Origin of the sequence: Paenibacillus sp. FSL K6-1330, from assembly GCF_037976825.1 — a bacterium.
Classification (GTDB): Bacteria; Bacillota; Bacilli; order Paenibacillales; family Paenibacillaceae; genus Paenibacillus_AQ.
Window position 1 is genome coordinate 2,417,907 of record NZ_CP150269.1, and the last position, 22,530, is coordinate 2,440,436.

Genomic DNA, 22,530 nt, shown 5'->3' on the forward strand with positions numbered 1-22,530 from the left:
GCGATCGGACAGTTTTTCAAAAATATTATGACGAATAAGGCCATGCTGTTCATGGTTTTGCCGGGGACCCTATGGTTTCTCTTATTCTCATATTTGCCCATGTTCGGGACCATTATTGCATTTAAGGAATACCGCTTTAGCCGGGACGGCTTCTGGGCAAGTATCGTTAATAGTGAATGGGTAGGATTCCAAAACTTTAAATTCCTATTCAGTACCAACGATGCTTACATCATTACGCGCAACACGGTACTTTATAATTTCGTGTTCATCATTTTGGGTCTCATTCTATCCGTAGTACTGGCTATCGTGTTGTCCGAAATTGTGAATAAGAAATTGGCTAAAGTCTATCAAACGGGTATGTTTCTGCCGTACTTCTTGTCTTGGGTTATTGTAGGTTATTTTGCATTCAGTTTCCTGAGCATGGATAAAGGGATGTTGAATCAAATCCTGGGATGGTTTGGCATGGAGCCGGTTCAATGGTATTCCGAAGCCAAGTATTGGCCGATATTCCTGACGTTAATCAGTTTGTGGAAATCCGTTGGTTATAACAGTGTCGTTTATCTGGCGGCGATTATGGGGATCGACAAATCCTTGTACGAAGCGGCGATGATTGACGGCGCGAACAAATGGCAGCAGATTAAAGCCATCACGCTTCCGATGCTGAAACCGCTGATGACCATTTTGACTCTTCTTGCGATCGGTAAAATCTTCTACGCTGACTTTGGTCTCTTCTATCAAGTGCCAAGGGATTCGGGAACCTTGTATTCCGTAACGAACGTTATCGATACCTATGTATATCGTGGTCTGAAGACAACAGGCGAGATCGGAATGAGTACTGCTGCGGGTCTGTACCAGTCGGTAGTCGGATTTATTCTCGTTATGGTATCGAACTATATCGTTCGTAAATATGACAAGGATAATGCATTGTTCTAATCGATCAATCTACCAAGAAGGGGGTATGTGACGTGTTCAAATCTAAAAGCAAGATGAAAGATTTCCATCAGCTTTCATCCGGGTGGAATGTCGTGTTCAACCTGATTGCCGGTATTTTCTCGTTCCTGTGTGTATTTCCGTTTTTGTTCGTCATGATCATTTCATTTACGGATGAAGGCGCCCTTGCCCGCAACGGATATCAAATCTGGCCGGAAAAATGGAGTCTGGAAGCCTATAAATATGTATTCCAAACGGGCGATACACTCCTTCGTTCCTATGGCGTTACGATCTTTGTAACGGTAGTGGGGACGTTGATCAGCTTGTTTATTATCTCGTTGTATGCTTATGCCATCTCTCGTAAAGGATTCAGATATCGGAACTTCTTCGCGTTCTTTGCGTTTTTCACGATGCTGTTTAACGGGGGTCTGGTACCGACTTATATCGTTGCAACACAATTGCTCGGTCTGAAAGATTCCATCTGGGCTTTGATCCTGCCATTGGCACTCAACGCCTTCTATATTATGATACTTCGTACGTTCTACAGCACCAGCGTTCCGGATGCTATCATTGAATCCGGTAAAATCGACGGTGCGAGCGAGTTTAAAATTTTCTACAAGCTGGTATTGCCGCTATCCTTGCCGGGTCTGGCAACCATCGGGTTGTTCAGCACCTTGGGTTATTGGAATGACTGGTTCAACGCATTGCTCTACATTGATGATCCGAACCTGGTTCCGCTGCAATCCATGCTCATGCGGATTGAGACCAGCATGCAGTTCATCTTGCAGAACTCTCAGAATTCATCCCTTAGCATGGCCGCTCTGCAGAGCATGCCGCAGGATACTTCGCGGATGGCGATGGTCGTTCTGGCAACCGGACCGATTATTCTGGCCTATCCGTTCTTCCAGCGCTATTTCATTCAAGGTCTGACCATCGGCGCGGTTAAAGAATAAATTCTTCATGTACCGGAGGGTATGAGATGACTTATAAAGATTCCAGTAAACCCATTGCGGAAAGAGTGGAACATCTTCTTGGCCTGATGAACCTGAAGGAAAAGGTTGGGCAGCTGATTCAGCCGTTCGGCTGGAAGACCTATGAAGTGAATAAAGGTCGGATTACATTAACGGATTCATTTAAAGAGCAAGTGAAAAATGGCGGCGTCGGATCCCTTTACGGGACCCTGCGCGCCGATCCATGGACCGGTGTAACACTTGAGACCGGTCTTTCTCCGCGTGAAGGAGCAGAAGCCGTCAATCACATCCAGCGGTACGCCATTGAGGAATCACGTCTGGGTATTCCGATTCTGATCGGGGAGGAATGCTCGCATGGGCACATGGCCATCGGCGGCACGGTTTTCCCGGTCCCGCTGTCCATTGGAAGCACATGGAACGTGGATTTGTACCGGGATATGTGCCGTGCCGTGGCGCTCGAAACGCGCAGCCAAGGCGGTGCTGTCACCTATTCCCCGGTCCTCGACGTCGTGCGCGATCCAAGATGGGGCCGTACCGAGGAATGCTTCGGCGAAGATCCATACCTGATCAGCGAATATGCGGTCGCATCGGTTGAAGGCCTTCAAGGCGATTCATTGGACAGCCCGAACAGTGTTGCTGCGACATTGAAGCATTTTGTGGGTTATGGGAGTTCCGAAGGCGGGAGAAATGCGGGTCCCGTGCATATGGGAACACGTGAATTGATGGAAGTGGATATGCTGCCTTTCAAGAAAGCCGTGGAGGCAGGAGCTGCATCCATTATGCCGGCCTATAATGAAATTGACGGTGTGCCTTGCACCGTTAATACCGAGCTCCTTGACGGCATTCTCCGCAAGGAGTGGGGTTTTGACGGCATGGTAATTACCGACTGCGGTGCCATCGATATGCTGGCCAGCGGCCATGATACTGCTGAAGACGGAATGGATGCCGCTGTTGAGGCGCTTCGTGCCGGTATCGATATGGAGATGTCAGGCGAGATGTTCGGCAAGCATCTCCTGAACGCGATCGAGTTAAACAAGCTTGAGATTGCCGTACTGGATGAGGCGGTTCGCCGAGTATTGACCTTGAAGTTCAAGCTCGGATTATTCGAGAAGCCTTACGTGGATCCGCAGGTAGCGGAGGAAGTTATCGGCAGCCAGCAGCATGTCGAACTTGCCAGACAGCTTGCGGCGGAAGGCATCGTCCTGCTCAAGAATGAAGGCCAGGCGCTGCCGTTATCCAACGAAAGCGGCGTGATTGCCGTCATTGGACCTAACGCCGATCAAGGATACAATCAGCTTGGAGATTATACGTCTCCGCAGCCGCCGGCAAGCGTGACCACCGTACTGGGTGGAATCCGCGCGAAACTGGAGGATGAAGCTGAACGTGTATTATATGCACCGGGCTGCCGCATTAAGGATGACTCCAGGGAAGGCTTTGAATTCGCTCTAGCTTGTGCGGATCAGGCCGATACCGTGGTCATGGTACTGGGTGGTTCCAGCGCACGCGACTTTGGCGAAGGCACGATCGATTTGCGAACAGGAGCATCGAAGGTCACGGACGACGCTTTAAGTGACATGGATTGCGGTGAAGGCATCGACCGGATGACGCTGCAGTTATCCGGCGTTCAATTGGAATTGGCTCAGGAGATTCATAAGCTTGGCAAGCGGATGATCGTTGTGTATATCAACGGTCGGCCCATTGCAGAGCCGTGGATCGACGAGCATGCGGATGCCATCTTGGAAGCATGGTATCCGGGCCAGGAGGGCGGCCATGCGGTAGCGGACATTTTGTTCGGCGATGTGAATCCGTCCGGCAAACTGACGATGTCGATACCGAAGCATGTCGGACAGCTTCCGGTTTACTATAACGGCAAGCGGTCGCGCGGTAAGCGTTACCTCGAAGAGGATTCCCAGCCGCGTTATCCGTTCGGATACGGGCTCAGCTATACCGAGTTCAGTTATTCGGATATTCAAATTACCCCAGAAGTGATTAGAACGGGCGAAACGGCTGTTGTCTCCGTGAATGTTACAAACAGTGGCGACAGGGAAGGATCCGAGGTTGTACAATTGTATGTGAGCGATGTGGCCAGCAAATATACGAGACCGGCCCGTGAGCTGAAGGGCTTCCGCAAAATCTCTCTGCAGCCTGGAGAGCGGAGCAAGGTGGAATTTACCATCGGTACGGAACAGCTTCAATATATCGGTCAAAATTACAAGCAAGTGGTTGAACCTGGCTTGTTCCGTATCATGGTTGGCAGACATGTGAACGATACGCTGAGTGCAGATCTGACTGTACAGGAGGGTTAAGGAATGGAACGCATTCGACGTTTTATACGCGAACTTTCGGAGCGGCAGTGGCTCGAGTCAGTAGAGCTTGGAGAGTGGAACATTACCCGAGCTACGTACATGGTTCCGGGCGTGTATGAAGATAAAGCCCCTTATACGGAAGGACAAGACTTCAACCGATTCCCGAGCACACAGGGGACAACCTATTTCTTTCGGAGGAACCTTGAATGGCCCACGCACTGGGTGGACGGAGCGATCGGACTTGTGTTCCACTCCGGGGGCGAGGGCTTACTGCGCATAAACGGAGTATCTTATCAGGGTTTGGATCGTAATCATACCTTCGTCAAGCTTGATCCGAAACGCACCGGCTTGAATATGGAGCTTGAGATCGAGTTATACGATCCGATTCCGGAGCCGGTGGACCCGCTGAATCAGCAGGCTGTCATTCAGCCTCCGATTACTAAGGTGCAAAGCTTGCTTGTCAAGGTGAACGTGTCCGTTCAGAGCCTGATGTACACCGCGACCGTGATTCGGGATTCACTTATCCTGTTGCCGGATAGCGATATGCGGCGCATCCGCTTAATGGAGGCGCTGTATCAGGCGATGGACCGCTTTGTCAGCCTGGATGACGCCGCCATCCGGGACGGCGCTCAGGTAACCGGGATTGAGCATGATCTGAAACGGAGCGTTACTGCCATTGGCGGCCATACTGAAGGCACGGAGCATATGGTGGGTCAATCGCATATTGACATCGCTTGGCTGTGGCCCGTCCGGGAAACCGTACGTAAAACAAGCCGGACCTTCTCCACCATGGATGCGCTGATGAATGAATATCCCGAATTTAAGTACGCGCAGAGCCAGCCTTTGTTATACCAATTCCTGAAGGATCATGATCCTGAGCTGTACGAGAGAGTGAAGGCTAGAATCAAGGAAGGACGCTGGGAGCTTGTCGGCGGGATGTGGGTCGAACCGGACCTGAACATTCCGAGCGGGGAGTCCCTCATGCGTCAATTGCTATACGGGCAAGGCTTCTATCAAGAAGAGTTTGGCCGGACATCGCATATTGAATGGCTGCCGGATACATTCGGATATTGTGCATCGCTGCCTCAGATCTTGAAGCATGGCGGCATTCGTTATTTCATGACAACTAAGCTTGGCTGGAACGATACGAATGTGTTTCCTTATGACCTGTTCCATTGGGTTGGGATCGATGGAACACCGATGTTATCCTATCTCAATCATGGCGTGAACGAGAACACGCTGCCCAAAGATGTTCACGAGCATTGGCAGTCATACCGCCAAAGAGCCGTTCATCCGGAGCAGATGCTGCTGTATGGACACGGTGACGGCGGAGGCGGCGTAACCCGCGAAATGTTGGAATATATCGACCGTGCCGAGCTTATGGTCGGTCAACCGGCCAGCAAGTATAGCACAGCTGCCGAGTTTTTCGGCGGGATTGAGGATGCACAGCCGAAGCTGCCCCAGTGGCGCGGGGATTTGTACCTCGAGCTTCATCGCGGCACCTATACAACGCATGCGCGGAACAAGCGTCATAACCGGAAAGCGGAAATCCTGTACCACGAGGCGGAGTTATGGAATTCGGTGGCATTTCCGTCGATGAGCAATGAGCAGCAGCAGGCGATTATGGGCGAGCTGCATGACGGCTGGAAGTTGATTTTGCTGAATCAATTTCATGATATTATCCCGGGCTCTGCCATTACGGAGTCTTACGTTACTTCTGAGAAGGAATACGCAGAGGTGTTCCAAAAAGGAAATCAAAGCCTCCGTCTTGGGCTTCAGGTATTGGCGGATCAGGCCGATACAGAAGGGGAAGGCATTCCGTATGTCGTCTTTAACGGACTTGGATGGAGCAGAGATGCCGTCATTTCGATTGAAGGAGAGCAGGGCCTTGCGCCGTATGATTCGGATGGAGCGCTGCTGCAGTACGATGCGCGAACAGAAGGAAACAGTAAAACTTCTCACCGCTTGAATGTTCATGTTCAATGCATCCCGGCTTTGGGATACAAGACCATTTGGTTGAAGCCTTTGGCAGGAAACAAGGCGGTGGCGGAGAATTCTACTACAGTGTTCGCAGATTCCTGGGAAACGGATTATTATAAGGTCAGCTTTAATGAGCGTGGGGAAATCACGAGCCTGTGGGATAAAGAGGCCAATCGGGAAGTGGTCAAGCCGGGCGAAGCCGCAAACCGCTTCCACTTCTTCCATGACCGTCCGACGCTGTGGGACGCATGGGACATCGATACCCGTTACGAGGAGCAATTAGCCGGAGAGGCGGAGCTGATCGAGAAGAAGCTCGTGCAAGCGGGTGAGGTACAGGATGTGCTGCGTTTCCGCTGGCGTATCCATAACTCGGAGATCATACAGGATATGATTTTTTATCATCATGACCGGCGGATCGACTTCAAGACGCAAGTCAGCTGGAACGAATCACACAAACTGCTGAAAGTCGGCTTCCCAATCGGGGTCGTTGCCGATAAGGCTACGTATGAGATTCCGTTCGGAACCATCGAGAGACCGACCCATCGTAATACAAGCTGGGAACAGGCGCAATATGAAGTCTGTGGCCACCGTTTCGCGGATGTGTCGGAGCATGGATACGGCGTCAGCCTCATCAACGACTGCAAGTACGGGTATGACATTCAGGACAGCACGATCCGGTTATCCCTGCTGCGCGCACCGAAATGGCCCGATGCCACGGCAGACTTGGGTGAGCATGAGTTCACGTATTCCTTATACCCGCATAACGGAGACTGGAGAAGTGCCGGAATCGTCCGTAAAGCTGCCGAGCTCAATCATGAGCTTCCTTGCGTAAGAACAAGTTCGAATCAGGGTACCCGGCCTGCTGTTCATTCATTTATTCCGTTCGAGAGCCATCATGTAATCCTGGATACGGTCAAACCTGCAGAAGACGGTTCAGGGTATATCCTTCGGATGTACGAATCTGCGGGAGGCAGAGATAATGCAGCAGTGAGCTGGCCTTATCCTTATGAAAGCGTCCATTTATCCAACGCCTTGGAAGAAGAACTCGAACAACTGGATACCGCAGAAGGAAGGTTAACCCTTCGATTCATGCCGTATGAGATCAAAACCATCAAATTGACTACACATCATACTTAATTAAAGGAGCCAGAACAACCATGGAACAATTCAGACTCCCCAAAATACCAATGCCGGAGCTTGAGCTGCCGCAATCGATTCAGGCAGTTCTGCAAGAGGCTGAAGAAAAGCTTGCGCACCGTCCCAAGCTGCTTCAGCTGTTCAAGAACTGTTTTCCGAACACGCTGGAGACAACAACCAAACTGATGGAGGATGGCACAACATTTGTGATTACCGGTGATATCCCGGCCATGTGGCTGCGCGACTCGGTAGAACAGGTGATCCATTACATTCCGTTTGCGAAGAATGATCTGCAGCTGCAGCGGATTTTAAGCGGATTGATCAAACGCCATTTTCAATATATTCATATCGATCCTTATGCCAATGCCTTTAATGAATCGGCGAATGATTGGCATTGGAACACAACCGACGAAACTGAAATGTCCCCATGGGTGTGGGAGCGCAAATTTGAGATTGATTCGCTATGCTTCTCTGTTCGCTTGGCCTACCTGTACTGGAAGGAAACCGGCCTTACGGATGTGTTTGACGCCAACTTCAAGTCGGCTATGATTAAGATTATTGAGCTGTTTAAAACGGAACAATACCATTTCGAGAAATCGCCTTACCGTTTCACACGGGATAACGGAATTCCAACGGATTCCTTGCGCAATAACGGGCTCGGCATGCCGGTGAATTATACGGGCATGATCTGGTCCGGCTTCCGTTCAAGTGATGACGCTTGCGATTTCCACTACAATATTCCAGGCAACATGTTCGCCGTTGTCGCCTTGCGTCAAATGCAGGAATTCGCGGAATGGGTATTCCGGGATATGAAGCTGTTGGATGAACTGAAACGACTCGAAGCCGACGTGGATCACGGAATTCAGTTGTACGGCATTTACCGTCATCCGGAGTTTGGACCGATTTACGCCTATGAAACAGACGGTTACGGAAATTACTGCTTGATGGATGATGCGGGAACACCTGGATTGATGTCCATTCCTTATCTGGGTTATTGCTCTGCAGATGATCCGATCTACCAAAACACCAGACGGTTTGCGCTAAGCAAAGAAAATCCTTTCTACTACGAAGGCGCTGTTGCCAAAGGAATCGGCAGTCCGCATACGCCGCCGGATTATATCTGGCATATGGCCTTGTCCATGCAGGGAATTACGGCACAAACGGCAGAAGAGAAGCTGCAGATGATTGCATTGCTGGAAGCAACCGATGCCGATACCGGATTTATGCACGAAGGCTTCCATGCCGACGATCCGAAAGTTTTCACCAGATCATGGTTTGCCTGGTCCAACAGCCTCTTCTCGCAATTGGTGTATCAGGCGATGAAAGCAGGGATTCTATGAGCGGGCGTCTGATTGTATTTTATGATCCGTCCTTTCCGGCAGCAGAAGCTGCCGGTTTGCCGGCTAGCGCGGCGGCTCTGAATGCATTCGATGTCGTGTGCCGCGCTGAGAATTTGGCTGAAGCACTGGAATCTGCAGGAGGACAGGGCGCAAGCTTTGTCAATTTGCATGCGCCTTACTTCCCGAAAAGCGCCTGGAGAGCGATCCTGGACTTTCTGAGAAATGGCGGCGGCTTGGTCAGCATTGGGGGCGCACCTTTCAAGCGTCCTGTCCGCATGGAGGACGGCGTTTGGGTGGTGGAGCACGAACAGACGGCATACCATCAGCAGCTCCACATACATGAAGCGCTGCCAGTGGACAGCGGACGCGTCGACCATCTGACTTCCAGTGACGTTATTCCCCTTATGGAGAGCAGCCGGGAGCGGTTATCCATAAACGAAACGTGGAACCTGGTTCCACATGTCACCAAAAGCAGTGATTTGCCGCATCAGATGGGATCGGCCGGGCCGATGGATACGCGGATTTATCCGCTCCTTAAGGGGAGCACAGCGAAGGGAAGAGAAGTCGCGGCTCCTGTCGTTCTGTGGGAAAATGTCGGCGGGCCATTCTTGGGCGGACGCTGGCTGTTTGTGAATCAGCCTCTCTCTGCTTCATTCTGGGAACAGGATGGAGGCGAAGAGGTGCGCAGCTGGGCGGCATTCTGTGCGAAGGGGATTACCGAGCTGTGGATCAAGCCGAATTATGCGACCTATGAGTCTGGCGAGCGTGCGATCCTGACCCTGCAGGCACAACGGCTTGGCCGGAAACTTTCCGAACAAGAGCCGCAGAGCTGGACGTTCCGCATCTCCGTCCAACACGACCAAGATGAATCCTTATCATGGAATCATTCCGTGAAGGTGGATGTGACCGGACAATTTCATGTACAGCGCATTCCGGTTATGCTGGATATCAAGCCAGGGTCTTATCGGGTGGTGTGTGAAGTCGAAGGGCCGGATGGAGAAATCCGCAGGCTGAGACAAGGGTTCTGGGGAGCGGATTCCGAGCTTTTGCAGGCGGGTACGCCTGTAACCTGCAATCGGGATTACTTCATCAAGGATGGTCGCCCACTGCCTGTTGTCGGGATGACTTACATGACGTCCGATGTAGCGCGTAAGTTCCTGTTCCTTCCGAATACGGATGTGTGGGATCGCGATATGGCGCAAATGCGGGGTGCGGGCATCAATTGGATTCGTACCGGGATCTGGACCGCGTACCGCAATATTATGCAGGTGGACGGGCATGCATCCGAAGAGGTCTTGCGTTCGATTGACGCCTTCCTGTTAACGGCGAAGAAGCATGATTTGCAGGTAACATTCACGTTCTTCTCCTTCACGCCGGAGACTTGGGAAGGCCAAAATCCTTACCTCGATCCGCGAAGCGTGGAAGCGCAGAAGCGTTTCATACGTTCCATCATTAGTAGACATAAAGATACGAAGAATGTGGACTGGGATCTGATTAATGAGCCATCCATGTTCGATCCGCCGCAGATTTTCTCGGACGGCCCGCGTTCCGCGAAGGATCCGTTTGAGAAACAAGCTTATATCGAATGGCTGAAAAAGCGTCATGGTTCGATTGAGCGTCTGCAGGAACGTTGGAATATGACAGCGGATCAGCTGCCGGGTTTTGACTCCGTGGTTCCGCCGGAACCTCAAGTCATTAATTTTGATGTTCAAGACATGCATCAAGGGAAAAAAGGCACACAATGGCTCGATTATGCACTGTTCTCGATGGACATGCATAACCGCTGGGCCAAGGAGTTATATGACGATATCAAAGAGGTATGCCCTGATCATATGGTTACCGTTGGACAGGACGAGGCCCTTGGGGCACAGCGTCCATCTCCGTTCTTCTATGCCGAAGCCGTAGACTATACGACGGTTCACTCCTGGTGGTTCAACGACTATTTGATCTGGGATGGCATATTTGCCAAAACGCCGGATAAACCGAACCTGATTCAGGAAACAGGCATCATGTACGTGGAGACACCGGATGGCCGGGCGAAGCGAAGCGAAGCCGAGCTTCGGAATCTGCTGGAGCGCAAGTATGCTTACGCCTTCTCCACAGGAGGCGCTGGAGCCATTCATTGGATCTGGAACACGAATTTCTACATGGATAATGCCAATGAATCGCATATCGGAGCTGTCCGCGCTGACGGCACGGAGAAACCGGAAGCGGATGTGTCGTATGATTTCGGTGCCTTCATGGAAGACATCCGGGACATGTTTAAAGGCCGGAAGCTGGAAGAAACCGCGGTCATTTTCCCTTATTCGAACGATTTCTCGAACCGGAAGCTCGCTTTTGAAGCGACGACCAAGGCGACGCGCGCGCTTGCTTACGAGCTGAACGTGCCGTTCCGTGCTGTCGGGGAGTATGATTTAAGCTCGCTGCGTAACCATCCGGTGAAATTCATCATTCTGCCGAGCGCGCACAATGTCGATGACCAGGCGTTTGCTGAGTTGATGGATATCGTGAAGGAAACGGGAGCTACATTGCTTCTGACGGGTCCAATCGGTCTGGATGCATATTGGCATCAGGTCGATCGAATGACAGAGGAGCTGGGCGAGCGGAAGCTGGCGAATGTGCGCCGGGAAGAAAGCTTGCGCATTGGGGACCGTACATGGTCTGCATCGTATGGACATCGGAAGATTGCCGAGCTGACCAAAGAAATTCCGGCAGGCAGCGGGGCGAAACCGGCCGATATGGCTGGCGATTCCATCGTGGACGTGAAGCTTGGGGCAGGACGTCTTCTCTGGAGCCCGCTTCCTGTTGAATTGAATGATCGAATCGACACCATTTCGGCTTTATATCGGTATGCATTGGAGCTATCTGCTGCCGACACAGGGCTCATCTGGAATCAAGGCGGAGAACATTCCGGCGTATATGGACGCAAGGTAACGTTTGAAGAAGGAGCACTCTTCGTATTCGGCTCGGAGCAATCGTGGGACACGAACGTCGAGGTAAAGGATCCTTCAACAGGACTCATCTATTCATTCGTGCTGGAAGCGGATCGTTCGATCTTGTTTGCAGTAGATGCAAGCGGTGACCTGTTATCGGTGTACCGCCCGGATGAGGTCGAAATCACAGTATCGAAGGGCTAACATAAGGGGGACTAAGCAGAGATGGATCAATCCAGAAAAGCACATATTATTTCGCATACTCACTGGGACCGCGAGTGGTATTTACCGTATGAAAAGCACCATGTGCGGCTGATCGAGCTCATGGACAGCTTGCTAGAGACGATGGAGAAGGACTCGGAATACCGCAGCTTTTTCCTTGATGGCCAGACGATTATTATCGAAGATTATTTGCAGGTAAGACCTGAGAAGAAAGAGCAGCTTGAGAAGCTGATCACGGACGGACGTATCATTATCGGTCCATGGTACATTTTGCAGGATGCCTACCTCACGAGCAGTGAAGCTAACGTGAGAAATATGCAGATAGGACACCAGGATGCCGAGCGATATGGCACGGTTGCCAAAATCGGTTATTTCCCGGATACATTTGGACTTACAGGCCAAATTCCGCAGTTGATGCTGCAGTCCGGCATTGATAATGCCTTCTTCGGCCGGGGCGTAAAGCCAACGGGCTTTAACAATACCGTCTCCGACAGCGGCTATGAGTCTTCATTCTCAGAGCTGATGTGGGAAGGCCCGGATGGCTCCAAGGTGCTGGGCATCCTGTTTGCCAACTGGTACAGTAACGGTAACGAGGTTCCCGTTGATGAAGCGGAAGCGAAGGCATTCTGGGACCGCAAGCTGGCGGATGCCGAGAAGTATGCTTCCACACCTGAGCTGCTCTATATGAACGGGTGTGACCATCAGCCGATACAGACCGATCTTCCGGAAGGCATCCGTACAGCGAAGAAGCTGTATCCGGATACGGAATTCATTCATTCCAATTTTGACGATTACCTGACAGCCGTTCGGGAGAAGCTGCCGCAAGATCTTTCCTCCGTAAAAGGAGAACTGCGCAGTCAGCGTACCGATGGATGGGGTACACTTGTGAATACCGCTTCGGCACGCGTATACCTGAAGCAGATGAACCAGCGGGGCCAGACCTTGCTGGAAAAAGTGGCCGAACCGCTTGCATCCTACGCCAGCCTGCTCGGCAAGGAGTATCCGCATCATCTGTTCACCTATGCGTGGAAGACGCTGATGCAGAATCATCCGCATGACAGCATCTGCGGCTGCAGCGTGGACGAAGTTCACCGCGAGATGGTGACCCGCTTTGAGAAAAGCGCACACGTGGCTGAAAATATCGTGGACGATAGCGTTCGCGTCATTGCCGATGCGGTTGACACAACCGCCTTCGAACAATGGGGATCCGATCCGCTGCCGCTTGTTGTTTTCAATACGACGGGATGGAGCCGCAGCGGTACGGTCAGCATTGAGCTGGACGCGAAACGCCTTTATTTCCGGGAAGGTTACTCTTTGGAGGAAACCAGCCGCCGGATGAAGGAAATCGACTTGTCCGGCCGTGTGCTGGTTAACGCACAAGGTCAAGCTGTGCCTTGCACCGTTGAGGATCTGGGTCTTCAGTTCGGGTACGATCTGCCGGACGACCGTTTCCGCCAGCCGTATATGTGCCGCCGTGTGAGACTTACCTTCGAGGCAAACGCGATCCCAGCAATGGGCTTAACTACTTATGCTTGGGTGAAGAGCGAAGTGAAGCCTGCCGAGGTAGCATCCTTAATTAGTAAGTCCAATGTGATGGAGAATGAGCTGATCAAGATTGAGATCGCTGAGGATGGTTCCTTCTCCTTGACGGATAAAAAGAACGGACAAGTATACCGGGATCTGGGCGTCTATGAAAATACCGGAGATATCGGTAATGAATATATGTACAAACAGCCGGATGGCGAAGCAGCATTGACCACGAAGGGCCAAACCGCCCAAGTTTCGGTTCTGGAAGATACGCCTTACCGCGCATCCATTGAAATCGTTCATAACTGGTCCATTCCGGCTATGGCGGACAGCAAGCTGGATGAAGAGCAGCATGAGCTCATCTATTATCCGAACCGCAAAGCGCAAAGATCGAGCGAAATGGTGCCAATGCGCATTCGTACCGTAATCAGTCTGAACCGCAGCGGTAAAGGCGTGGAGATCGAAGCGACAATGGATAATCAAGCGAAGGATCATCGGGTGCGTGCATTGTTCCCAACGGATCTGCTGGCATCGTCCCATAACGTGGATTCCATGTTTGAAGTGGCAACTCGGGATAATGAACCTGCTGCCGAATGGGAGAATCCAAGCTATACCGCTCATCAACAGGCATTCGTTGATGTCTCGACAGCTACTGCAGGATTGACAGTAGCTAACCAGGGCTTGAATGAATATGAAGTCCTGCGTGACGGCCGGAATACCATCGCTGTTACATTGCTTCGTTCCGTAGGCGAGCTCGGTGACTGGGGGTACTTCCCTACGCCTGAAGCTCAGTGCATCGGCGTGCATACGGTACGTATGGAGGTCATTCCGCATCAGGGCGACGGCATGAAGTCAGGCGCATACGCCGAGGCTTACCAATTCCAAATCCCATGGACGGTTGCACAGACCGGGGTCCATGCCGGCGCTGTCGCATCGACTTCCGCACCGTTTGAATGGAGCCATGAAGAACTTGCGTTCTCTTCCCTGAAAGTGAATCCGAAGACCGGGGATCTGATGCTGCGCTGGTTCAATATGGCAGGCACGGATACTGAGCTGAAGCTGAAATCTTCTCTACCTTCCCAGGGTGTGTATAAGAGCTCTATTCTGGAAGTAGAGGGAGCGGTTCAAAGCTTTGATGGCGATGGAAGCTTCACGCAGCCGGTTAAGCCTCACGAAATCGTAACACTGGGAGTTAAAGTTTCGGTCAAGTAAGAATTTATTATGATATAGTGCTGGGAATGTTGTTGTACATCCCGGTCCAGCAAAGCCCGATTCCGAAATTACAGGGATCGGGCTTTACTCCTCTTGCCTAATGACAGGCAATTCCTGAACGCTCTGAAATATATATAATGAAAAGGCTGCTCTCCCTAGGTCTTTGCGGACGGCTGGAGGGCAGCTCTTTATTGTACTCGGCTTAATTATTGATTTTTCCCTTGGTTTTGGTCTTTCTCGTAAGCAATCAGGGTGATATCTTTGCCTGTAAGCTCGGCAATCTTGGTCTCGGCGTCTTCAATCGCTTTCAAGGTACCTTCATTCCCATTGAGTGAGGCAATTTTATATTCCTCCGAATGGATGTCCATGTGAATCCCCCCTTAGATGGTTGATAACAAATATAATGATAAGTTATCCTATACAAGATGGTTACATACCTGGTATTCAAAAAATTGGAATGAACTTGAGGAATGGAGCGGAGTATGGTTCCTATGCGTCCAATTTAAAAAAGCCAGACACATGAAATGTGTTTGGCTTTTTGCGTTCTTATTTTTGGATGAGGACGGGGGTACTCATTTTCACCTTGTCGTAAAGCCAGCGTACGTCTTTATTATGCATCCGTATACAACCTGCCGACACGTACTTGCCGATCGAGTTGGCGTTGTTGTTTCCATGTATGGCGTACGCGTAGCTAACTCTACCGTTCACTTTCACATTAATGCCGAGCCAGCGATCCCCAAGCGGATTGCGCGGGTCTCCTCCCTTGATGCCTTCCTTGTAGTAAGGTCTGTTCTTCACTTTTTCGTGAATTCTGAACAGGCCTTCCGGTGTATAGGAGGGTTTTTTGCCTGTAGCGACGGGAAATGTTTTTATGACCTTACCTTTTTCATAATACGTCAGTTTGTTGGTGGATTTATCAATGACAATAAACTGTGCGTATTTGGTGTACTTACTGTCCAGCTTCTGTCCGGAAGCGCCTTGGGATACGGCGGGGAAAAAGAAAACCAGCAGTAAGGTGAAGATCAGTATGCGGCTGATGCCCTTAATGATGTCCGATCACCTCTTTTCGTTCTCCCCCATATATATGCAGCTATTCGCGAATGTTGACGGAAATGTGCATAAGCCGAAAAATAGAACAAGTTGTTTTCAAAGAGAGATATAAGGGCGCGGAGGGGACATTCTATCGAATATCGGATCGTGGCTTGGCTGTACGCAAATGACCTCCTGAAGGGATTTCTTCAAGAGGGTTTTCGCGTTCATTATAGCAACCACTTGAAAACGACACTAATGTCGTTTATGATGAAATGAGTTAAAAAAGACACTTATGTCGTTTATATTGAGGTGAAGTTCATGGAATCGATATTGATGTTAAAGGCGGGAGAGGGATGACTTATGTGTCCACGGGTTAGTGAGGAATATAAACGGGAGAAGAAGTTTGAAATTTTGACGGCAGCCAGGCGCGTCTTTATCAGAAAGGGCTATACCCGCACCGTGATGCAGGACATTATGGATGAAGCGGGCATGTCCCGCGGAGCCGTGTATGCGTATTTTGATAATGTGGAGCATGTATTTATAGAGGTTCTGCGTTTTGACGACCAAGAGACGCTCGGTTTTTTTGAACCGGATCCGCAATATCCGATATGGAATCAGTTGATGGACTGGGTTCAGAAACAGCAGGGTGATATTTCGCTAATCCAGCATTCACTTGTATTGGCCAGGGCGGAATTTTTCCTGTCTTCCTCTTATGTTCATGCCAAGAAGGAGTATCCCTATATAACTGAACGTTATCAGCTGACCGTTGAGGCCATGGGCCGGGTCATTCGAAAGGGCCAACAGCAAGGGGAGTTTCGGCCGCGATTGGAACCGGAAGCCATAGCACGTTATATGATTTCGTTTCTGAACGGACTGATGCTGGATACCTTCCAACTCGGACCGACGGTGACTTGCGTGCCGGAGCAGTTGGAAACCTTCATACATTCTCTCAATGCAATGTTAAATCCGATAACACTAGAACCATGATGATGGAAAGGGTGTTTTTTGAATGCTATTTGAATCTGCTAGACTTGCTTGTCGAAAAATGACGATAAACGACGCGGAGCTGTACCATTCCTGGCGCAATGACCTAGAAGTGATGCAATCCACCAGTCCCAACCTGGATACTTATCAACTGGAGGAGACAAAGGACTTCGTTCAGCAGGTGATCCTGGGTTCTTCCTCCTCGAAGAGCTATCTGATCCAGTTGAAGGAAACCGGCAGACCGATTGGCATCATGTCATTGATTCATATCGATACCAAGAACCGGAACGCGGAATGTATCATCGACATTGGCGAAAAGACCTATTGGGGCAAGGGTTACGGCTTTGAAGCGATGACGCTTTTGCTTGATTATGCTTTTTTGGAGCTGAATCTGCACCGGGTAAGCTTGCAGGTATTTTCCTTCAACCATAACGCGATCAAACTGTATGAAAAAATCGGATTTGTCCAGGAAGGCAGCTCCAGACAGAGCTTGTACCGGAATGGCGTCTGGCATGACATTGTACACATGGGGATATTGCAGAGCGAGTATATGCGTCAAAAGGTTGATTTTCCCTCCCTTCCATAATAAGGTAGGTATGTGAAGACAATGAGGGAATGGGAGAATAATATCATGTCTGAAAATGAAGTGTTATTGATTCAAGACCTGCGCATGAAATATGATAATCGTTATGTGCTGAACGGTATCGACTTGGAAGTACGCCGCGGCGAGATGATTGGATATATCGGTCCGAACGGCGCGGGGAAGAGCACGACGGTCAAGATTATGCTTGGGCTGGTTGAGGGGTACACGGGGACAGTGCGCATATTCGGTCAGGATATTTCCGATGGGAATATCGATTACAAACGGAGAATCGGATATGTGCCTGAGGTGGCGGAATTGTACGATCAGTTAACGGCAGCCGAGTATTTGACTTTTATAGGCGAGTTGTACGGACTTACATATGATGCAGCGGATTATAAGGCGAAGCAATTAATGGATTGCTTTGACATGGAAAAGGCTTATCACTCACGGATCGCTACGTTTTCAAAAGGAATGCGGCAAAAGGTGCTGCTGATCTCGAGCCTGCTGCATGATCCTGATCTATTGTTCCTGGATGAGCCCTTAAGCGGGCTGGATGCGAACAGCGTGATGGTAGTCAAGGAAGTACTGGCCCAGCTGTCTGCCCAGGGCAAGACGATTTTTTATTCCTCACATATCATGGACGTCGTTGAGAAAATCAGCAGCCGGATCATTCTGCTCGCTGACAGCCGGGTAGTGGCGGACGGAACGTTCAAAGAATTGCAGCAGCATTCCCATGAGGGGTCCCTGGAAGAAGTGTTTAATCAGCTGACGGGGTTCCATGACCATGCCCGTATTGCAGAACGGTTCGTATCGATCGTTCGGGAGGGAAGCTGATATGGCGGGATCGGATTCATCGTTTCGGATGCTGAAGATACTGGATCGATTTCAGGGAATCATCTCGAGATTGGGTGTCGACTATAAAACGCTGCGCCGGATACTCCATGTCAAATTGTTGATGGATTCGAGGCGCGCACCCGTCATATTATCTTCTAGCAACCGGAAGAAAGAAGAGCAGGACAAGAACCTGTTTGTCAGCTCCCTCTGGCTGTATGGCTTAATCGGGCTTGTCCTGACGCCGTTTGTGTTCTGGAGCGATCCGGAATATTTAATGCCGATGAGCATCCTGTCTGCGATCCTAATGTTCCTGATTATGAGCTCCATGATTTCAGATTTCTCATCCGTGCTGCTGGATGTGCGCGACCGCAGCATTTTGATGACGAAGCCGATCGACGGTCGAACGGTCGGATTGGCGCGATCGATTCATGCAGGAATTTATTTGCTGCTGCTAACCGGAGCGCTCTCAGCAGGCTCACTGGTCGTGGGATTGATCAAGCATGGCGTGCTGTTCTTTCTGATCTATATCCTGGAGTTAATACTGATGAATATGCTCATTCTGGTGAGCACCTCCTTGGTTTATCTGTTGCTGCTCAAGTATTGGGATGGAGAGAAACTGAAGGATCTGATCAATTATGTACAGATTGGACTTTCCGCCACGCTGGCCATCGGCTATCAGTTTGTGATCCGTTCCTTCGATCTGATTGATTTTCATCTGGTATTTAAGCCAGCCTGGTGGCAGATTCTGCTTCCGCCGGTGTGGTTTGCGGCTCCGTATGAGTGGTTGTTTGGCGAGGGGAGCAGGTGGCTGGCTGTTCTCTCGTTGCTGGCTGTATTCGTCCCGATTGTGTTTATGATCGTCTATGTCCGTTATATTCCTTCGTTCGAGCAGCATCTGGAGAAGCTGGCTCACAGCGAAGCGGGAAAAGGGCGGGAGCGCGGGCGATTGGACAGATTCTTGGCCAAAATGGTATGCGGGTCGCGCACGGAGCAAGCTTGTTTCCGACTATCAGCCAGCATGCTGAAGAACGAGAGAGAGTTTAAACTTAAGGTGTATCCTACACTTGGGTTGTCCGTGTTATTGCCTTATTTATTCTTTGTCTCTACGATCCGTAACTCCTCATTGGCGGAAATCAGCCAGGGATCGTCGTACTATGTACTGCATAGTATGCTCATCATGATTATCACCGTCGTTATGATGCTGAAATTCTCCGGCAAGCCCAAGGCCTTCTGGTTATTTGGCGCAGCCCCGATGCAAGGCATGAATCCTTTGTACAAAGGGGCTTTAAAGGCTTTTGCCATCAAAATGTTCGTGCCGCTGTTCATTGTGAACGCGATCGTGTTTCTGATCGTGTTCGGTACTCGGATCATGCCGGATATTCTCATCATACTCCTTACCGGATTGGTGTTGATTCCCTTGTCAGCCAAGGCAATTCTGCGCAATCCACCGTTCTCTCAAGCGTTTAATATGGCGCAGCAGAAAGACGGCTGGTGGGTATTGTTATTCTTCTTTGTTATTGGTGGACTCTGTGGTTTACATTATGCAAGCAGCACGATTCCTTATGGTATGTTGGCCTATATCCTCGCGCTGCTCGTTGCGAATGGCTTGGCATGGGCCAAGCTGTATAAGTAAATTGGGGAAGGCATCCGAATGGATGCCTCTTCTTTTGTTTTGTCAGATCATTGTATACTTGCGTTTAAAAGCGGTTGAGCTAGAACGTAAGTTCGTATATAATGAAGATATAGCAAATTAACTCTCTATTTCACTCTTCATTTCATAAATCCATGATGGATTCCCCCACTAATGTATTTAATTACCTGTTGTTATGCCTTCCGGGCCTTATATAATCAACTTAGATGATGTCAGGATGTTAAATAGTAGGATCTGAGTTTATTCTGGCTTAGTCATATTCACAAGGTCGTGGATTCTTGATAACTAATGCTTGGTTTTCGTTTGGTTAAAAACGACGTTTATTGTTTTTGCATTTTCCATCACAGTTTCCAGACATATAAGAAGTGGCAGGCGCCATCGGAATTGACCTCAAGAACATGCATCATTAGGACGACTCGATAGAAGCTGAGGGTCTGTCGGTATATCGTTTATTTATAGACGTTATAACCATCAGTGTAATCAGGTTACATCGGGAAGTGGCGTAGCACACATTTAACCATTTCTTATGGTGTAGGGAGGAAATCTTTGAATGGAAGTTATTTGGTTTATGGTGTTTTCAACATTTGAAACACTGGCGATTTATTCACTAATCATGACATTGCTTAGATTTAAGACAACAGAGTACATATGGCAGGCGTTGATTGTCATGATCCTTGCCAATTTGCAAAGTTTCGTTATGCGCAACGAGCTTCAATTGGATTTTCTCGCCCCTCTCATTACCGTGCTGATCTTCGTTTTCTTGTTTTCTGCCATTATTAAGATCCCAGTTATCTGGTCTGCGATATGTACCATTCTGGGGTATATGTTTTATGCTCTAATTCAGGCCTTTTACATGCTATCATTGTATGGCTCAATCGAAGCTACACACAACAATGAAGTAGATGGCTATGTACTTCAGCTATTATCGTCAGTGACGGGTTTACTCATTTCTTGGATTATGTATAAGTTTGCAATAGGTTTTACATATGATCTCGAAAAGTTGCGTATTAAATTTGAGCACATCTTACTAATCTCCCTCATCGTAGTCGTTTTGATCTTATTGGCGATATTATTTTATCTTAATCGGTTATGGCTTCTTCTTCTCTTTTTTGGTATAACTTTTGGTATTTTCTTATTTTATGCGATCCAATCAAAGGAGTGACAATTAGTGATTGAAAGAGCCGCCCTTTGGATATCGGAAGGCATTAAACGACAAGTGCCTGAACACCCTTCATCTGTTGGAGTTTTAAAGCATGCGATCGCAATTCTATTAAATATACTATTTATTGTTACATTTACTTTATTAATATCCATTTATACCGGACATATGAAGCAGGCTATTACAGGTTTGATCGGTTTTGCACTGCTAAGACAGTTCTCTGGAGGAATCCACGTTAAGACTGGCGCTGGTTGTATTGTTATTACTACTGCTTTGTTTACTGCAGTGTCTTTTGTTGATTTAGGCGAACTGCCTACACAAATTTTGAACATCCTAAGTTTTTTGTTAGTCGTTTTATTTGCCCCTAGTAAGATTGCCAAGCAATCAAGAATACCAAGAAAACATTATCCTAAACTTCGTCTAATTAGCTGTATTATTGTTGGGGTGAACTTTCTCATTCAATCACCAACGTTATCCATAGTATTCTTTATCCAGGCACTGAGCCTAATTCATTTGAAGGGAGGTGAGTCAAGTGTCGGTAATCAACAAATCTAAGCATGGCTTATTTTCATTTATCGCATCTGCTCTTACGGTGGTAGCTGTATTCTTTGTTAATACTGCAAGTCCTGTTTTTGTGTATAGTGGTGATACACCCGAAGAGCTCTTGAAATAACCTTTCTAAATATGAATCCATTATTATTCTGTTTATTGAATTCTGGTACCTACTAGGTGCCGGATTTTTCTTTTACTATCAACATCAACAAAGCATGATCATGCAAATTAAACTGTAGTCATCATGACCAGGATTTATAAATTGCTGCGTCCTCCTTTAATCAAGTGCAGTCAGGGTAAAATTGACATTGCTAAAAGAACGAATGTTTGCATATAATACAAACAAACGTTCTGGTTAGAGGTGGTGGCATGATGTTTAAGAATTACCTAGAGCAAACCATAGAAATCATATATGAAGACAGGAAAGGGAATATCACCCAACGGAAAATACAGATACACAGTATTCGGGATCATCGGATACGGGCAACGTGTCTGGAGACTGGAAAACCTCGGGTGTTTAATGAACATAATATTCTGTCCTGGAGACCCGGGAAAGGAAGGGGAACGCATGCTTCCTGACGGAACGAATATGGCTGAGAATCTCGGTCAACCCAAATAGACAATAGGTTTAGAAAATGAAAAACCCCTGAAGCCAATGGCATCAAGGGTTTTCGATTATGATCTGTAGTGGGCTCGAACCACTGACCCCTACCCTGTCAAGATAGTGCTCTCCCAGCTGAGCTAACAGATCATGAAATATTTAAAAAGGTAATTCATATATTACCAGCAGACAGTGTGGCTGTCAATGGTTTTCTCGTTATAAAAAATCACATTCCGGTTCAGACTAAATACAGCATGATTATGCCAATGGAGGAGTGTGAATGGCATGGCAGGTGGGAAATCCCATCATTTTAATCGAGCCAGTCTGGTGCTCTCGTTGCTGGGGGTATCTGTACTAGGGAGCGGTTGCAGTATCTCGGAGAGAACGTCGGTGCAGCTGGAGCCGCTACATGGGCCTGCGGCGCCTGTAATGCTTGATGTTTACGGACGTTCGATAGATCAGGACGTATATTCTAAGCAGGGAAGCGGAGCACTGGAGCCGGTATCCCCGATGGATTCGGTGGATACCTTACGCGATCTCCACCCGTAATGGGTGCAGCAACGTCTATAACAAATC

At 49.0% G+C, this 22,530-nt stretch carries 18 protein-coding genes and 1 tRNA gene; 16 read left to right on the forward strand and 3 right to left on the reverse strand.

The window, feature by feature from the left end; translation table 11 throughout:
• Positions 1–3: 3 nt before the first annotated feature.
• The 7 genes from NYE54_RS10860 to NYE54_RS10890 are packed head-to-tail and all read left to right on the forward strand — an operon-like array spanning position 4 to position 14,558.
• Positions 4–933, forward strand: a complete 930-nt coding sequence (locus NYE54_RS10860; protein ID WP_179090580.1) for an ABC transporter permease subunit — start codon at positions 4–6, stop codon at positions 931–933.
• Positions 934–986: 53 nt separating this feature from the next.
• Positions 987–1,883, forward strand: coding sequence for a carbohydrate ABC transporter permease (locus NYE54_RS10865; protein ID WP_076321299.1), 897 nt, complete (start codon positions 987–989; stop codon positions 1,881–1,883).
• A gap of 26 nt (positions 1,884–1,909) precedes the next feature.
• Complete coding sequence (locus tag NYE54_RS10870; protein ID WP_339271975.1) at positions 1,910–4,207, forward strand: glycoside hydrolase family 3 N-terminal domain-containing protein; 2,298 nt, start codon at positions 1,910–1,912, stop codon at positions 4,205–4,207.
• Between the two features lie 3 nt (positions 4,208–4,210).
• Positions 4,211–7,324, forward strand: coding sequence for an alpha-mannosidase (locus NYE54_RS10875; RefSeq protein WP_339271976.1), 3,114 nt, complete (start codon positions 4,211–4,213; stop codon positions 7,322–7,324).
• Positions 7,325–7,344: 20 nt separating this feature from the next.
• Positions 7,345–8,664, forward strand: coding sequence for a glycoside hydrolase family 125 protein (locus NYE54_RS10880; protein ID WP_098742788.1), 1,320 nt, complete (start codon positions 7,345–7,347; stop codon positions 8,662–8,664).
• On the forward strand, positions 8,661–11,801 hold the full coding sequence (locus NYE54_RS10885) for a beta-galactosidase (RefSeq protein ID WP_339271977.1): 3,141 nt from the start codon (positions 8,661–8,663) through the stop codon (positions 11,799–11,801). Before NYE54_RS10880 ends, NYE54_RS10885 begins: the two co-directional genes overlap by 4 nt.
• A gap of 21 nt (positions 11,802–11,822) precedes the next feature.
• Positions 11,823–14,558, forward strand: coding sequence for an alpha-mannosidase (locus NYE54_RS10890; protein ID WP_339271978.1), 2,736 nt, complete (start codon positions 11,823–11,825; stop codon positions 14,556–14,558).
• 206 nt (positions 14,559–14,764) lie between these two features.
• Here the strand turns inward: NYE54_RS10890 and NYE54_RS10895 are convergent, their stop codons facing one another.
• Positions 14,765–14,926, reverse strand: coding sequence for a hypothetical protein (locus NYE54_RS10895; RefSeq protein WP_179090567.1), 162 nt, complete (start codon positions 14,924–14,926; stop codon positions 14,765–14,767).
• A gap of 178 nt (positions 14,927–15,104) precedes the next feature.
• Positions 15,105–15,608, reverse strand: a complete 504-nt coding sequence (locus tag NYE54_RS10900) for a L,D-transpeptidase (protein ID WP_306023904.1) — start codon at positions 15,606–15,608, stop codon at positions 15,105–15,107.
• Positions 15,609–15,950: 342 nt separating this feature from the next.
• Here NYE54_RS10900 and NYE54_RS10905 point away from each other — a divergent pair, with 342 nt between their 5' ends.
• From NYE54_RS10905 to NYE54_RS10940, 8 genes are all read left to right on the forward strand, one after another.
• Complete coding sequence (locus NYE54_RS10905) at positions 15,951–16,577, forward strand: TetR family transcriptional regulator (protein ID WP_339271979.1); 627 nt, start codon at positions 15,951–15,953, stop codon at positions 16,575–16,577.
• A gap of 22 nt (positions 16,578–16,599) precedes the next feature.
• Positions 16,600–17,160, forward strand: a complete 561-nt coding sequence (locus NYE54_RS10910; protein WP_076320684.1) for a GNAT family protein — start codon at positions 16,600–16,602, stop codon at positions 17,158–17,160.
• Positions 17,161–17,205: 45 nt separating this feature from the next.
• Positions 17,206–17,991: an ABC transporter ATP-binding protein gene (locus NYE54_RS10915; RefSeq protein ID WP_076320685.1), complete on the forward strand. Its 786-nt coding sequence runs from the start codon at positions 17,206–17,208 to the stop codon at positions 17,989–17,991.
• 1 nt (position 17,992) lies between these two features.
• Positions 17,993–19,624 (forward strand): hypothetical protein, encoded by a 1,632-nt coding sequence (locus tag NYE54_RS10920; RefSeq protein WP_339271980.1) that lies wholly within the window; start codon positions 17,993–17,995, stop codon positions 19,622–19,624.
• A gap of 568 nt (positions 19,625–20,192) precedes the next feature.
• The gene (locus NYE54_RS10925) at positions 20,193–20,804 is read left to right on the forward strand and encodes a hypothetical protein (RefSeq protein ID WP_339271981.1); all 612 of its coding nucleotides are present in this window, start codon (positions 20,193–20,195) and stop codon (positions 20,802–20,804) included.
• 6 nt (positions 20,805–20,810) lie between these two features.
• Complete coding sequence (locus tag NYE54_RS10930; RefSeq protein ID WP_339271982.1) at positions 20,811–21,356, forward strand: accessory gene regulator B family protein; 546 nt, start codon at positions 20,811–20,813, stop codon at positions 21,354–21,356.
• 37 nt (positions 21,357–21,393) lie between these two features.
• On the forward strand, positions 21,394–21,474 hold the full coding sequence (locus NYE54_RS10935) for a cyclic lactone autoinducer peptide (RefSeq protein WP_339273454.1): 81 nt from the start codon (positions 21,394–21,396) through the stop codon (positions 21,472–21,474).
• A gap of 251 nt (positions 21,475–21,725) precedes the next feature.
• Positions 21,726–21,932, forward strand: coding sequence for a hypothetical protein (locus NYE54_RS10940; RefSeq protein ID WP_339271983.1), 207 nt, complete (start codon positions 21,726–21,728; stop codon positions 21,930–21,932).
• Between the two features lie 99 nt (positions 21,933–22,031).
• Here the strand turns inward: NYE54_RS10940 and NYE54_RS10945 are convergent.
• Positions 22,032–22,104, reverse strand: a tRNA-Val gene (locus NYE54_RS10945).
• A gap of 135 nt (positions 22,105–22,239) precedes the next feature.
• Here NYE54_RS10945 and NYE54_RS10950 point away from each other — a divergent pair.
• Positions 22,240–22,503: a hypothetical protein gene (locus tag NYE54_RS10950; RefSeq protein WP_339271984.1), complete on the forward strand. Its 264-nt coding sequence runs from the start codon at positions 22,240–22,242 to the stop codon at positions 22,501–22,503.
• The last annotated feature ends 27 nt before the right edge of the window (positions 22,504–22,530 follow it).